The 13,007-nt window shown below is 64.8% G+C and carries 12 protein-coding genes; 3 read left to right on the top strand and 9 right to left on the bottom strand.

All coding sequences use genetic code 11. The annotated features are described in order from the left end of the window. Positions 1–25: 25 nt before the first annotated feature. Genes xdhC through xdhA form a run of 3 tightly spaced genes read right to left on the bottom strand, consistent with a single transcriptional unit; the run spans position 26 to position 4,711 of the window. On the bottom strand, positions 26–907 hold the full coding sequence (xdhC, locus tag ACSSV8_RS12740; RefSeq protein ID WP_454282691.1) for a xanthine dehydrogenase accessory protein XdhC: 882 nt from the start codon (positions 905–907) through the stop codon (positions 26–28). 3 nt (positions 908–910) lie between these two features. Beyond that, the gene (gene xdhB / locus ACSSV8_RS12735) at positions 911–3,226 is read right to left on the bottom strand and encodes a xanthine dehydrogenase molybdopterin binding subunit (protein WP_454282690.1); all 2,316 of its coding nucleotides are present in this window, start codon (positions 3,224–3,226) and stop codon (positions 911–913) included. Positions 3,227–3,247: 21 nt separating this feature from the next. After that, on the bottom strand, positions 3,248–4,711 hold the full coding sequence (gene xdhA, locus ACSSV8_RS12730) for a xanthine dehydrogenase small subunit (RefSeq protein ID WP_454282689.1): 1,464 nt from the start codon (positions 4,709–4,711) through the stop codon (positions 3,248–3,250). A gap of 154 nt (positions 4,712–4,865) precedes the next feature. Between xdhA and ACSSV8_RS12725 the strand changes: the two genes are divergently transcribed. Next, complete coding sequence (locus ACSSV8_RS12725; RefSeq protein WP_454282688.1) at positions 4,866–5,765, top strand: LysR substrate-binding domain-containing protein; 900 nt, start codon at positions 4,866–4,868, stop codon at positions 5,763–5,765. Between the two features lie 6 nt (positions 5,766–5,771). On the opposite strand, the gene ACSSV8_RS12720 is transcribed toward ACSSV8_RS12725, so the two are convergent. From ACSSV8_RS12720 to puuE, 3 genes are read right to left on the bottom strand one after another with little or no spacing between them, the layout of a single operon-like run. Next, complete coding sequence (locus tag ACSSV8_RS12720) at positions 5,772–6,611, bottom strand: bifunctional allantoicase/(S)-ureidoglycine aminohydrolase (RefSeq protein ID WP_454282687.1); 840 nt, start codon at positions 6,609–6,611, stop codon at positions 5,772–5,774. 54 nt (positions 6,612–6,665) lie between these two features. After that, complete coding sequence (locus ACSSV8_RS12715) at positions 6,666–7,151, bottom strand: ureidoglycolate lyase (protein ID WP_354537633.1); 486 nt, start codon at positions 7,149–7,151, stop codon at positions 6,666–6,668. After that, positions 7,148–8,560, bottom strand: coding sequence for an allantoinase PuuE (gene puuE, locus ACSSV8_RS12710; protein ID WP_454282686.1), 1,413 nt, complete (start codon positions 8,558–8,560; stop codon positions 7,148–7,150). The genes ACSSV8_RS12715 and puuE overlap by 4 nt, the downstream gene beginning before the upstream one ends. Before the next feature lie 148 nt (positions 8,561–8,708). On the opposite strand from puuE, the gene uraH reads away from it, so the two are divergent. Continuing rightward, positions 8,709–9,062: a hydroxyisourate hydrolase gene (gene uraH / locus ACSSV8_RS12705; RefSeq protein ID WP_454282685.1), complete on the top strand. Its 354-nt coding sequence runs from the start codon at positions 8,709–8,711 to the stop codon at positions 9,060–9,062. Between the two features lie 55 nt (positions 9,063–9,117). Here the strand turns inward: uraH and ACSSV8_RS12700 are convergent, their stop codons facing one another. Beyond that, positions 9,118–10,059: a LysR family transcriptional regulator gene (locus tag ACSSV8_RS12700; RefSeq protein WP_354537636.1), complete on the bottom strand. Its 942-nt coding sequence runs from the start codon at positions 10,057–10,059 to the stop codon at positions 9,118–9,120. Between the two features lie 100 nt (positions 10,060–10,159). On the opposite strand from ACSSV8_RS12700, the gene ACSSV8_RS12695 reads away from it, so the two are divergent. Further along, positions 10,160–11,395 carry a urate hydroxylase PuuD gene (locus ACSSV8_RS12695; protein ID WP_454282684.1) on the top strand — a complete coding sequence of 412 codons (1,236 nt, stop codon included), beginning with the start codon at positions 10,160–10,162 and terminating at the stop codon, positions 11,393–11,395. 41 nt (positions 11,396–11,436) lie between these two features. Here ACSSV8_RS12695 and rnc read toward each other — a convergent pair whose 3' ends face one another. Continuing rightward, complete coding sequence (gene rnc / locus ACSSV8_RS12690) at positions 11,437–12,120, bottom strand: ribonuclease III (protein ID WP_454282683.1); 684 nt, start codon at positions 12,118–12,120, stop codon at positions 11,437–11,439. Then, positions 12,117–12,947, bottom strand: a complete 831-nt coding sequence (gene lepB / locus ACSSV8_RS12685) for a signal peptidase I (protein WP_354537639.1) — start codon at positions 12,945–12,947, stop codon at positions 12,117–12,119. The genes rnc and lepB overlap by 4 nt, the downstream gene beginning before the upstream one ends. Positions 12,948–13,007: the final 60 nt, after the last annotated feature.

Genomic DNA, 13,007 nt, shown 5'->3' with positions numbered 1-13,007 from the left:
CAGAACCGGCCCGGCGTGACGGATGTCAGGCCGATTTCCCCTCCCGGTCGTTCCCGTGCCCCGACAGGGGCGCGTCCTGTGCCCCATGCGGGGCGATTGCGGCAGTTTCAGAGGTCAATTCGGCCATCACCTCGGCCACCACGAAGGCAGCGATGACGCCGGGCCGCTTGTCGCGGCTACCGCTTGCCCCGATGGGGCATGTGAGAGTGTCGATAGTCTGCGCGCCCGCGTGCCGTTTGGCCCAGGCGCGGAACTTGGCGCGTTTGCTGGCAGAGCCAATCATGCCGACATAGGCCGCATCGCCCCGGTCGAGGGCGGCCGCGGTCAGCAGGAAATCAAGCCCGTGATCATGGGTCAGGATGATGAAGGCGCTGCGCGGCGGCGCGGCCATGATCTCGGCCTCGGGCAGCACGCTCACGCGCCGCTCCACCGCCGCCGTGCATAGCGCCAATTCGTAGGGGCGGGTGTCGATCAGGATGCAGCGCACCGGCAGATGCTGAAACAGATCGGCCAGCGCGCGCCCGACATGACCCGCCCCCATGACATGGACATGCGGCAGCGCCGCGTCGTTCTGTGCCGCGCGCGTCTCGGCGTCTCGCCGATCAGAGGCGCGCAGCCGCGTCAATGACAGTTCCACCCGCCCGCCGCAGCATTGCCCGATTTCGGGACCAAGCGGCAGATCGAGCGTGCGCGCCAGCACGCCGTCGCGCAGCATCGCGCGGGCCGCATCAATGGCGATATATTCCAACTGCCCGCCGCCGATCGTGCCCCAGAGCGCGCCCGCGCCCACGAACATCTCGGTGCCCGCATCCCGCGGCGAGGAGCCGCGCACGCGCGTCAACGCCACCCGGATCACCGACGGCTCTGACGCGAAAAACGCGCGCAGCGAGGGGGTGGAAAGCGCCATGGCTCAGCGCCCCGCTTGCAGGCGGGTGACCGCCATCAGCACGCGCTCGGGCGTGGCGGGTGCATCAAGGCGCGGGCATTCGCGGTAATCGGCCACCGACGCCACCGCCATCGACAGCGCCTCGAACACCGAAATGCCCAGCATGAAGGGCGGCTCTCCCACGGCCTTGGAGCGTTTGATCGTCAATTCGCGGTTCTCGGACCAGTCGGCCAAGGCCACGTTGAACACGCGCGGGCGGTCCGAGGCGAGCGGGATCTTGTAGGTCGAGGGCGCATGCGTGCGCAAACGCCCGCCCTTGTCCCACCAGAGTTCCTCGGTCGTGAGCCACCCCATGCCCTGAATGAACGCGCCTTCCACCTGCCCACGGTCGAGCGCGGGGTTGAGCGAGCGGCCCACGTCATGCAGAATATCGGTGCGATCGACCCGGTATTCGCCGGTCAGGGTGTCGATCGTTACCTCGGAACAGGCCGCGCCATAAGCGAAGTAGTAAAACGGGCGGCCCTGCCCCTTGGCGCGGTCCCAGTGGATTTTCGGCGTCTTGTAAAACCCCGCCGCCGACAATTGCACCCGCGCCATATAGGCCGCGCGAATGAAATCATCAAAGCTTAGCACCTCGGCGCCCACATGCACCTGATTGGGCCGGAACAGAACCGCATCGGGGGCCACGCCCCATTTCTCGGCAGCAAAAGCGACAAGCCGCGCCTTGATCTGGTTCACGGCATCAAGCGCCGCCATGCCGTTCAGATCAGACCCCGATGAGGCCGCCGTGGCGGAGGTGTTGGGCACTTTTTCGGTGGTGGTTCTGGTGATCCTGATCCGCTCGAAATCGACCTGGAACGCCTCGGCCACCACCTGCGCCACCTTGGTGTTCAGGCCCTGCCCCATCTCGGTGCCGCCGTGGTTAAGATGGATCGAGCCGTCATTATAGACATGCACCAAGGCACCCGCCTGATTGTACCATGTCGCGGTGAAGGAAATGCCGAACTTGACGGGGGTTAATGCGATACCCTTCTTCAGCACCGGCGAGGTTTGGTTGAAGGCGATGATCCGGGCCCGCCGCTGGCGATAATCGGCGCTTTCCTCCAACTCGCCCACAAGCCGCTCAAGGATATTATCCTGAACCTCTTGGTGATAAGGCGTCACGTCGCGCCCCGGCCCATAGAAATTCGCCTTGCGGATATCCAGCGGATCGCGGCCCAAAGCATAGGCAATTTCCTCGATCATCCGCTCGGCGGCGATCACGCCCTGCGGGCCACCAAAGCCACGAAACGCCGTGTTAGAGACTGTGTTGGTTTTCATCGGATGGCTTTGCAGCCGCACATGGGGATAGAAATAGGCGTTGTCGGCGTGAAACAGCGCCCGGTCCGTCACCGGCCCCGAGAGGTCGGCGGAAAAGCCGCAGCGCGCGGCGAAATCGCCCTCCACCGCCAGAATCCGCCCCGCCTCGTCAAAGGCCACGTCATAGTCGATCACGAAATCATGCCGCTTGCCGGTCGCGGTCATGTCCTGATCGCGGTCGGGGCGGATCTTGACGGCGCGGCCCCATTTCTTGGCCGCCAGCGCGGCAACCACGCAAAAGAGGTTCATCTGGCTTTCCTTGCCACCGAACCCGCCGCCCATCCGGCGCACATTCACCACCACCGCGTTCGAGGGCACACCAAGCACATGGGCGACCATATGCTGAGCCTCCGAGGGGTGCTGCGTCGAGCAATGCACGCTCACCTCGTCATCCTCGCCGGGGATGGCAAAGGCGATCTGGCCTTCGAGATACATGTGATCCTGCCCGCCGACCTGCATCCGCCCCTTGATGCGGTGCGGGGCCTCGGCCAGCGCGGGGGCGACATCGCCGCGCTTGAGCGTCAGCGGCGCGGTGACGTAAGGATAGCCCGCTTCACGCGCCGTTATGGGATCAAGCGCGTGGGGCAGCGGATCATAGCGCACCTGCGCCAATTCCGCGGCACGGCGCGCCTGATCGCGGGTTTCGGCGATGACCGCAAAGAGAGGCTGGCCGAAAAACTGAATGGTCTCGGTCGGGAACACCGGCTCGTCATTCAGGCCGGTGGGGCTGATATCGTTCGCGCCGGGAATATCGGCGGCGGTCAGCACGCCGACCACGCCGGGCGCGGCAAGGACTTGCGAAAGGTCCATCCCGGTGAGCCGGGCATGGGCCACGTCCGACAGCCCTAGATAGGCATGCAGCGCGCCTTCGGGCAGGGCGACATCGTCGGTGTAATCGGCGCGCCCGGTGACATGCTTGGCCGCGCTGTCATGGATGCGGTCGGTATGGGCCAAGCCGGTAATGGAAACGGCGTCTTTCATGGTCTCGTCTCCTTGTCTCGCTCAGAAGGCTTCAAGGCGCACAGGGGTCGCCGTGGCGACATCGTGTTCCATGTGGAACCGGCGCAGAAGGTTCTGGGCGGCCTGCATCCGGTAGGCGGATGAGGCACGCCAGTCGCTCAGCGGCGTGAAATCCCCGGTCAGCGCGCGGGCTGCGGTCTCGAAACTCTCGCGCGTCCAGGGCTGGCCATTCAGCGCCGCCTCTGCCGCCGTCGCGCGTTTGGGTGTCGCCGCCATGCCACCAAAGGCGATGCGCGCGTTGCCGATCATGCCCCCGGTCACGCGCATGTGGATGCCGACCGCAACCGAGGAAATATCCTCGTCGCGCCGCTTGGAAATCTTGTAGGCGGCGTTGCGATCCTCCGGCCCCGGCAGGGGCACGTGAATGCTTTCGACAAATTCGCCCGGCGCGCGGTCCTGCTTGCCGTAGTCGATGAAGAACGCCTCCAGCGGCTGGGTGCGGCGCGCATCCCCCCGGCGCAGGGTGATCGTCGCGCCAAGCGCGATCAGCACCGGCGGCGTATCCCCGATGGGCGAGCCATTGGCGATATTGCCGCCCACCGTGCCCATGCTGCGCACCTGCCAGCCGCCGATCCGGTCCCAATAGGCGGCAAGGTGGGGCAGGTGCCGCGACAGCATCGCCTGACACTCGCTATAGCTGGCCCCCGCACCGATCCGCAGGCTGTTGCCGTCCTGCACGACGGTTTTCATCTCATCGAGATGGCCGGTAAAGATCGCAGGCCCAATCGGGCGCAGGAATTTCGTAACCCAAAGGCCCACATCGGTCGCCCCGGCGACGATCGTCGCACCCGGATGCTCCAGAAGACATTCGGCCAGATCATCGACATCGGCGGGCAGGACGGCGCGATTGTCCTTTGGCCCGGCCACCACGCGCCGGTGATCCCTGAGCGCCGCCAGCCGCGCGGTGATTGCCGCGCGCTCGACAATGAGATGATCGGCGGCGGGGGTGCCATAGCGGCTGATCGCCTGCGCGGCGCGGATGATCGGCGCATAACCGGTGCAGCGGCAGAGATTGCCCTGAAGCGCGGTTTCCACCTGCGTTTCGGTCGGCTCGGGCACCTGCATCCAGAGCGCATAGAGCGACATGACGAAACCGGGCGTGCAAAAGCCGCATTGGCTGCCGTGGTGATCGACCATCGCCTGTTGCACCGGGTGCAGGCGCCCGTCGCGCCCGGCCAGATGCTCGACCGTGACCACATGACAGCCATCGACCGAGGCCAGAAACCGGATACAGGCATTGACCGGCGCATAGCCGAGGCCCTGCGGCCCAAGCCGCCCCACCAGAACGGTGCAGGCCCCGCAATCGCCCTCGGCACAGCCCTCCTTGGTGCCGGTAAGGCGCTGATCGAGGCGCAGGAAATCAAGCAGGGTCTGGCTTGCCCCCACCTCGGGCAGGCAGATGTCGCGCCCGTTGAGGATAAAGCGGATGGTGCTGCGATGTGTCATGGTGCCCTCCCGTCCGGCGGGCCATGCCGCCGATGAACAGGAAAACCTTACAGGCGATAATTGAGTCTGGAAATCATCGGAAGCGGCAAACACTTTCAACAGATTATTGAAAGTTGCGATGGAACAGGGCAGGTTGATTTTCGGGAGGGGCACCATGTCCTATATCGAAAGCCTGCGGGTGTTTGTCCGGGTGATGGAACTGGGCAGCATCACATCTGGGGGGCGCGATCTGCGGCTGACCCCGGCGGTGGCAAGCAAGCGGCTGAAGGAGCTGGAAAAACGGCTTGGCGTGCGGCTTTTCAATCGCACCACCCGCTCCATGACCCCGACAGAGGTGGGCACCGTGTTCTACGAGGAGGCGCGCGCCGTTCTGCTTGCGCTCGACCATGCCGAGGCGCGCGTAGCCAGCTTTTCCGAGGTGCCGCGCGGTGCTGTGCGCATCACCGCGCCGCTGGGTGTGGGGCGCCGGATCGTGGCACCGCTGGTGCCAGACTTCACCGACCGCTATCCCGAAACCGAGGTGCGGATGCGGCTGTCGGATCGGCGGATCGACATTCTGGCCGATGGTCAGGACGTGGCGTTCTTTGTCGGGGATCCGGGCGATTCGACCCTGAAACTGCGCAAATTCGCCGATTGCGACCGCGTGCTCTGTGCCGCGCCGGATTACCTGTCACGCGCGGGCGTGCCGCGCACGCCCGATGACCTCTTGCGCGGCCATAACTGCCTGTTGCTGCGCTATCCGCGCTCGCCGGAATATTTCTGGACGCTGCGCACCGCGATGGGGCCGCGCAAGCTCGACGTAACTGGCCGGTTTGACGCCGATGATGGCGACGTGCTGACCGATTGGGCGCTGATGGGGCGCGGCATTGTCAACAAGCCCCGCTTTGATGTGCGCGAGCATCTGGCCAGCGGGCGGCTGGTCGAGGTGCTGCCCGACACCCCGCCGATGCCGACGATCTTCGGCTGTCTCTATCCGCACAAGAAATTGCAGGACCCCAAGGTGCGGCTCTTCGTCGAGCATATCGCACGGCACTGCAAACGCTTCTTTGCCTGACCCGGCTCAGCGGCGGCCGGTCCCCGATGGGTAAAGCGGCATGTGCCGGTTCACATCCTTGTAAAGCAGATAGCGGAACCGCCCCGGCCCTCCGGCATAGCACGCCTGCGGGCAGAACGCGCGCAGCCACATGTAATCGCCTGCCTCGACCTCAACCCAGTCCCGGTTGAGGCGATAAACCGCCTTGCCTTCAAGGACGTAAAGCCCGTGTTCCATCACATGCGTCTCGAGAAAGGGAATGACCGCGCCCGGCTCCAGCGTGACGATGGTCACATGCATGTCATGGCGCAGGTCGGCAGGATCGACAAAGCGGGTGGTGGCCCATTTCCCTTCGGTTCCCGGCATCGACGTGGGGGCGATGTCGATTTCGTTCAGGACCAGAGGCGCGGGTGCGTCCAGCCCCTCGACCGGCGCGTAAGCCTTGCGGATCCAGTGAAACCGCAGCGGCGCGGTGCCGTGATTGCGCAGAGTCCAGCCGCTTTCGGGGGGCAGATAGGCATAGCCGCCGGGGGCGAGCACATGCGCCGCGCCTGCGATGGTCAACGTGGCCTCGCCCTCGACCACGAAAAGAACGGCTTGGGCGCGGGCCTCGCTTTCAGGGCGGTCAGAGCCGCCGCCGGGCTGCACCTCCATGATGTAATGCGAGAAGGTCTCGGCAAAGCCGCTCATCGGCCGCGCGATCACCCAGAGCCGAGTTCCCTCCCAGAAGGGCAGAAAGCTGGTCACGATATCGCGCATCGTGCCTTTGGGGATCACCGCATAGGCCTCGGTGAACACGGCGCGGTCGGTCAAAAGCTGATCCTGTCCGGGGTGGCCGCCCTGCGGGGCATAGTAGCTGTTGGTCATGGTCTGATCCGATGATGTGTGGTGGTCCGTTGCGGAATGCGACGCGCCCGGAGGCTAATCTGTCACGATGATCTCGTGCTCGAAGTGGTGTTCCTCGAGGTTCGCGCCCGCGCCGATACGGTCGATCACGGCGAACAGGCCCGGCGCGCTCAGCGGGGCAAGCACCCCGTGCCAGACCCCGCGATGATAGTTCACGCCCTGGCCCGGCGCGGTCAGGAATGCCAGCGGCTGCCCCGGTCTGCCGCCCATATCGGAGGCGACGACGACAAGAAAGGGCGCTTGGGTCATGGGCAGGAATGCCTGACTGCCCTCGGGGTGCCGCTCGACCAGATCGAGCCGCAGGGGCAGGCGGCGCGGCTCTGCCAAGAACAGGCTGATCCCGGCGCGGCCATCCGCGAAATCGAGCTTTGCGCGGTCGTGATAACGCCCGCAGAGCCCCGCATTGATCAGGCGATCCGGCGCGCCGCTGGTATCAAGCACATCGCCGAAAGGCGCGAAGGCCTCTGCCGTCAGGGGCCGGATTTTGACGACCCCGGTCATCGCGCAAAGATCTCGCGCAGGCGCAGTTCCGCAATCCGCTCGACCTGTCGGCAGGCCTCGGCAAACTCGGTGGCGCGGTCATTGTCGAGGCGGCGCTGAAAGGCGGCAAGGATCGCGGGCTTGTCATGGTCGCGCACGGCGATGATGAAGGGAAAACCGAATGTCGCGGTATAGGCGTCATTCAGCGCGGTGAATGTCGCCCGCTCATCATCGGTCAGCATGTCGAGCCCCGCGCCCGCCTGTTCCATCGTGCTTTCCTGCGTCAGCCGCCCCGCCGCCGCCAGCTTGCCCGCCAGATCGGGATGCGCGGTCAGCACGCCAAGGCGGCGGTCCTCCGGCGCGGTGCGAAACACGCGGGCCAGTGCCAGATGCACGCCTGCCGCGGTGTCATGGGTCGGCCCAAGCTCACCATCAAAGGCCGCCTCGGCGATCCACGGACTATGCTCGAACACGCCCCCGAAAGCGGCGACAAACGCGGCCCGGTCCATTTCCGACGGGCGCAGGCGTGGCACGGGCGGATGTTCGCGCGCCCAATGTTCGGCAATCTGCAGCCGGGTGGCGAACCACACACCGTCCTGCGCGCGCATGTGATCGAGCGCCCGCCTGAGCGCCATGGCCCGGCCCGGACGCCCCACAAGGCGGCAATGCAGCCCGATCGAGAGCATTTTCGGCGCGCCCGCCTGCCCCTCGGCATAGAGCATGTCGAATGTGTCCTTCAGATAGCTCTCGAACTGCGCGCCATGGGTGAAACCTGCCTGAATGGCAAAGCGCATGTCGTTGCAATCCAGCGTATAGGGCACGATCAACTGATCCTTGCCACCTGCGCGCAACCAATAGGGCAGATCGTCGGCATAGCTGTCGGCGATATAGGCAAAATCGCCCTCCTCAGTGGCCAGTTGAACCGTGTTCATCGAGCAGCGGCCCGTATACCAGCCGCGCGGCGGCGTGCCGACGACCTCGGTGTGCAGGCGGATCGCCTCGCGGATCTGCGCGCGTTCCTCCTCGGGCGGCATGTCCTTGTGTTCGATCCATTTCAGCCCGTGGCTGGCAATCTCCCAGCCCGCCGCCTTCATCGCGGCCAGTTGTTCGGGCGCCCGCGCGAGCGCCGTGGCAACACCGTAGACCGTCACTGGCAGACCCGCGAGCAGCCGATGCACCCGCCAGAACCCGGCGCGGCTGCCATATTCATAGATCGATTCCATGTTCCAGTGCCGTTGCCCCGGCCAGGGGGCGGCGCCGGTGATCTCGGATAAAAACGCCTCGGATGCGGCATCGCCGTGAAGGATATTGTTCTCGCCGCCCTCCTCGTAGTTGAGCACGATCTGGACGGCGATCTTCGCGCCATCGGGCCAGTTGGCCACGGGCGGGGTTGCGCCATGGCCGGTCATGTCTCGGGGATAACGTGTCACGCCTTGATCCTCCTGTTCCACCCCATGCATAAACCGAAAAATCCGACGTGTTTTTCAAAAAAGATGCGAAGCTGTCTTTCGTCAGAGCGGATTTGCCGGACGGGTGCGAACCGGGCTAGAAAGGCGAAAGGCCACGGGAGGCACGACAATGACCGGATACCTGACAACACATGTGCTCGACACCGCGCGGGGCTGCCCCGCCGAAGGGCTGCGGATCGAGCTTTACCGGATCGAGGACGAGCGGCGCACCCATCTCAGGACGCTCATGACCAATGCGGACGGGCGCACCGATGGGCAGATCCTGCCCGCAGAGGAATTCGCCACCGGTGTCTACGAACTTGTGTTCCACGCCGGGGCCTATCTCGATGCCTGCGGCACGCCGCCCGAAACCCCGCGCTTTCTTGATGTGATCCCGATCCGCTTTGGCATGTCAGAGGCGTCGCATTACCATGTGCCGTTGCTGCTGTCGCCGTTTGGCTATGCGACCTATCGCGGTTCATAGGGAACGGTTTCGCGATAGGACCCGGACTCTTTAAAAGAGTCCGGTCCAGAAAGTTTCAAACTTTCTGGGTTCCGCCTGGCCGCACCGCTTCGGTCGCCTTGATCGCGGCGCTGATCCTCTCGACCATGAAATCCATGAAACGCCGCGTTTTCGGGTCTTGCCAGCGGCGATGCGTAAAGAGGCACGCCATTTGAATCGGCTCTGGCGGGGTGCGGGTGGCGACCGGCACAAGGGTGCCCGCGCGCAGATGCTCGGCAATCTCGAACACTGGTTTAAGCGCGACACCCTGCCCCGCCAGCGCCCAATCGGTCAGCACGTCGCCATCATCGCATTCACAGCGCCCGGCGACGCGAAACCGCTTCGGCCCCTCCGATGTCGATAGCAGCCACTGAAACTCGGTCGCGCCGGGAAAGCGCAGGTTGAGGCAGTCATGCCCCTGGGCGATCAGGTCATCGCCGCTCTCGGGCATGCCGCGCCGTGCCACATAGTCAGGCGAGGCGCAGAGGATACGCGCCACATCGGCGATCTTGCGGATCCGCAGGGTGCTGTCCTCGGGCTGACCGAGGAAGAACGCCAGATCGAGCCCCTCTGTGGTCAGGTCCACCCGACGGTCGGTCAACCGCAGGCGCACGTTCACCTCCGGGTAAGCGTCCAGAAACTCCGGCACCTTGGGCGCGATCAAGCGACGCCCGACACCAAGCGGCGCGGCGACATAGAGCGTGCCACGCAGGTTTTCGGTCATGGTGACGATCTGCGCCTCGGCGGTCTCGACGGCCTCAAGTATCCCGCTCGCCCCGCGATAGAAGGACTGCCCCTGTTCGGTCGGTGTCAGACTGCGCGTGGTGCGCTGAAACAGGCGCACGCCGAGATGCTCCTCAAGCTGCGAAATCCGCGACGACGTGACCGCCGGCGAAATCCGCAGGTCGCGCCCGGCGGCGGACATGCTGCCCAGCTCGTAGACACGGACAAAGGTGCGGATATTGTCGAGATAGGACATTCTTCGTGATTTTTTGAGACTGCTTGGGTTTTTCCAGCAATACCAGATGAATTCGATCTCGCCTAGAGTGTCGAAGAGTTCGACATTCGGGAGGGTGGCCATGTATGACCTTGCAATTCTTTGGGACTGGATCGCCTTTTCGGTGCGCTGGCTGCATGTGATAACGGCGATGGCGTGGATCGGGGCGTCGTTCTATTTCATCGCGCTCGATTTGATGCTGAAACCCAATCCCGCCCTGCCCGAAGGTGCCTACGGCGAGGAATGGGAGGTGCATGGCGGCGGGTTTTACCACACCGTCAAATATCTCGTGGCCCCGTCGCGGATGCCCGAGCACCTGACCTGGCACAAATGGCAGAGCTACGCGACATGGCTTTCGGGGGCGGCACTTCTGATGATGCTCTACTGGGTCGGGGGCGCGCTCTACCTGCTCGATCCCACCAAGGCGGACCTCACGCTATGGCAGGGGATCGCCATTTCGGGCGGTTCTCTGACGGTCGGTTGGCTCGCCTATGACGCGCTTTGCAAATCGCCGCTCGGGGCGCGGCCCACGGTGCTGATGCTGCTGCTCTTCGTCATCCTCGTGGCGATGTCCTGGGGCTATCACCAGATCTTCACCGGGCGCGCCGCGCTTTTGCATCTGGGAGCCTTCACGGCGACGATCATGACCGCCAACGTGTTCTTTCAGATCATGCCCAACCAGCGCATCGTCGTGGCCGATCTCAAGGCGGGCCGCACGCCGGACGCCAAATACGGCCAGATCGCCAAGCTGCGCTCGACCCATAACAACTATCTGACGCTGCCGGTCGTGTTCCTGATGCTGTCGAACCACTACCCGCTGGCCTTCGCCACAGACTATGCCTGGATCATCGCATCGCTGATCTTTCTCACCGGTGTCACCATCCGGCACTATTTCAACACGCTTCACCGCACCGGGACTGGGCCGCACTGGACCTGGGCCGTCACCGTGCTGATCATGGTGCTGATCGCCTGGCTTTCGACCTTCTCGGGCACCGAGAGCCTTGACGAGGCCGAGGCGCGCACCCTCACACCGCATGAGGCAAGATACGCCGCGGCCCCGGGCTTCGAAGAGGCCTATTTCGCGGTGGTGGGCAATTGTTCCATGTGCCATGCGCGAGAGCCCTCCTGGGACGGGATGCACTGGGCCCCGCGCGGCGTCTATCTCGAAACCGAGGCCGATGTGGCCCGTCACGCCAGTCAGATCTACCTTCAGGCCGGCCGAAGCCACGCCATGCCGCCCCCCAATGCGTTTCCGATGCCCCCCGAGGCCCGCGCCACCATCACCGCCTGGGTGCAAGAGGTGCGCAGGTCCGATTGAGCGTCGCGCCCGCATCTTGCACGCAACAGGTTAGCAACAGGTTAATGGTTGTCCAGCCGGTCGAGAAGCGCGCGCGCGGCGGCCTGCTCTGCCTGCCGTTTGGAGCCCGCCGTTGCCTCGGCGCTCTCGCCGGAGGAAAGTCGCGCCACGATGGTGAATACCGGCGCATGATCGGGGCCGGAACGGGCGGTCTCCACGTAATCCGGCGGGGCCAGACCGCGCGCCTGCGCCCATTCCTGAAGGCTTGTCTTGGCGTCGCGGGCATCGGTCTCGACGGCGGCGATGCGCCCACCCCAGAGCCGCAGCACCATGGCGCGCGCCGCCGCAAACCCGCCATCAAGATAGACAGCGGCGATCACCGCCTCCATCGCGTCGCCCAGAAGCGCCTGCTTGCGCCGCCCGCCCGAGAGCATCTCCGAGCGCCCCAGCTTGAGCACCGCGCCAAGATCAAGCTCTCGGGCCACCTCGGCGCAGGCCTCCTTGCGCACCAGCGCGTTGAAGCGCGGTGCAAGCAGGCCTTCGGCGGCGGCGCGGTCCTGCTCCAGAAGCGCCTCGGCCATCACGAGGCCGAGCACACGGTCACCGAGGAATTCAAGCCGCTGGTTGTCGCTGCGCGAGGGCGAGGACATCGAGGAATGGGTAAGCGCCTCGACCAGAAGCTCGGGCTGCTCGAAATCATGCCCGAGCCGGGCCTGAAACGCATGCAATTCGGCAGAAAGCTTCACTCAAGCCTCTCGAAGAACCTGTCCCCCCGCCATGTCCAGAAGGCCAGCATCGAGGCCCCGGCAGACGAGAATATGACCCGGTTCGCGCGCCCGATGAGGTTTTCATAGGGCACGAAACCGACGCCCCCCACCGCCTGCGGAAAGCGCGAATCGGTAGAATTGTCGCGGTTGTCGCCCATGAAGAAATAATGCCCCTCCGGCACCGTGAACACGCCGGTATTGTCAGACCGCTGGGGGCCGATATCAAGGGTCATGTAGGAACGCCCCTCGGGCAGCGTTTCGCGCCAGCGCGACTTGAGGCAATCGGCCCCAAGCCCCACAGCGCCATTCTCGCAGCGCGGGCGAATACGCATCGGCCCCTGCGGCGCGAATTCCTCGACGAACTGTCCGGCGGGCGCGCGCTCGACCGGCTGATCGTTGATGTGGAGCACGCCATCGCGCATCTGCACCCGGTCCCCCGGCATACCGATCACGCGCTTGATGAAATCGGTGCCGTCCACGGGATGCCGGAAAACGATGATGTCGCCACGATCAGGCTCGGAGCCCAGGATGCGCGTATTGTCACCATCAAGCCAGCCGCAGATATCCTGCGCATCGATGTTGAGGCCCCCGAACCGGATCGACGGGCAGGAGGCATAGGAATAGCCATAGGCCATCTTGTTGACGAAGAGAAAATCGCCGATCAGCAGCGTGTCCTTCATCGAGCCCGAAGGGATCCAGAACGGCTGAAAGAACATCGTGCGGAAGATCCCCGCGATCACCAGCGCCCAGAACACGGTCTTGACGGTCTCCCAGATGGAAGACCCTTTGCTGGAATCCGATGCCATGACTGTCCCTGCCTCTGCGCGGTTGCGCCCGCTTCATGCGGCGCGCGTGGCAGGGTGTCA

The sequence above is a fragment of the Roseovarius sp. MBR-79 genome, from assembly GCF_053628555.1.
This window is presented reverse-complemented; position numbering and strand designations above follow the sequence as displayed.

Bases quoted from the DNA above. Each gene is read 5' to 3' on its own strand.
- xdhC (WP_454282691.1), bottom strand. From the start codon at position 907: ATGGCGCTTTCCACCCCCTCGCTGCGCGCGTTTTTCGCGTCAGAGCCG.
- xdhB (WP_454282690.1), bottom strand. From the start codon at position 3,226: ATGAAAGACGCCGTTTCCATTACCGGCTTGGCCCATACCGACCGCATC.
- xdhA (WP_454282689.1), bottom strand. From the start codon at position 4,711: ATGACACATCGCAGCACCATCCGCTTTATCCTCAACGGGCGCGACATC.
- ACSSV8_RS12725 (WP_454282688.1), top strand. From the start codon at position 4,866: ATGTCCTATATCGAAAGCCTGCGGGTGTTTGTCCGGGTGATGGAACTG.
- ACSSV8_RS12720 (WP_454282687.1), bottom strand. From the start codon at position 6,611: ATGACCAACAGCTACTATGCCCCGCAGGGCGGCCACCCCGGACAGGAT.
- ACSSV8_RS12715 (WP_354537633.1), bottom strand. From the start codon at position 7,151: ATGACCGGGGTCGTCAAAATCCGGCCCCTGACGGCAGAGGCCTTCGCG.
- uraH (WP_454282685.1), top strand. From the start codon at position 8,709: ATGACCGGATACCTGACAACACATGTGCTCGACACCGCGCGGGGCTGC.
- ACSSV8_RS12700 (WP_354537636.1), bottom strand. From the start codon at position 10,059: ATGTCCTATCTCGACAATATCCGCACCTTTGTCCGTGTCTACGAGCTG.
- ACSSV8_RS12695 (WP_454282684.1), top strand. From the start codon at position 10,160: ATGTATGACCTTGCAATTCTTTGGGACTGGATCGCCTTTTCGGTGCGC.
- lepB (WP_354537639.1), bottom strand. From the start codon at position 12,947: ATGGCATCGGATTCCAGCAAAGGGTCTTCCATCTGGGAGACCGTCAAG.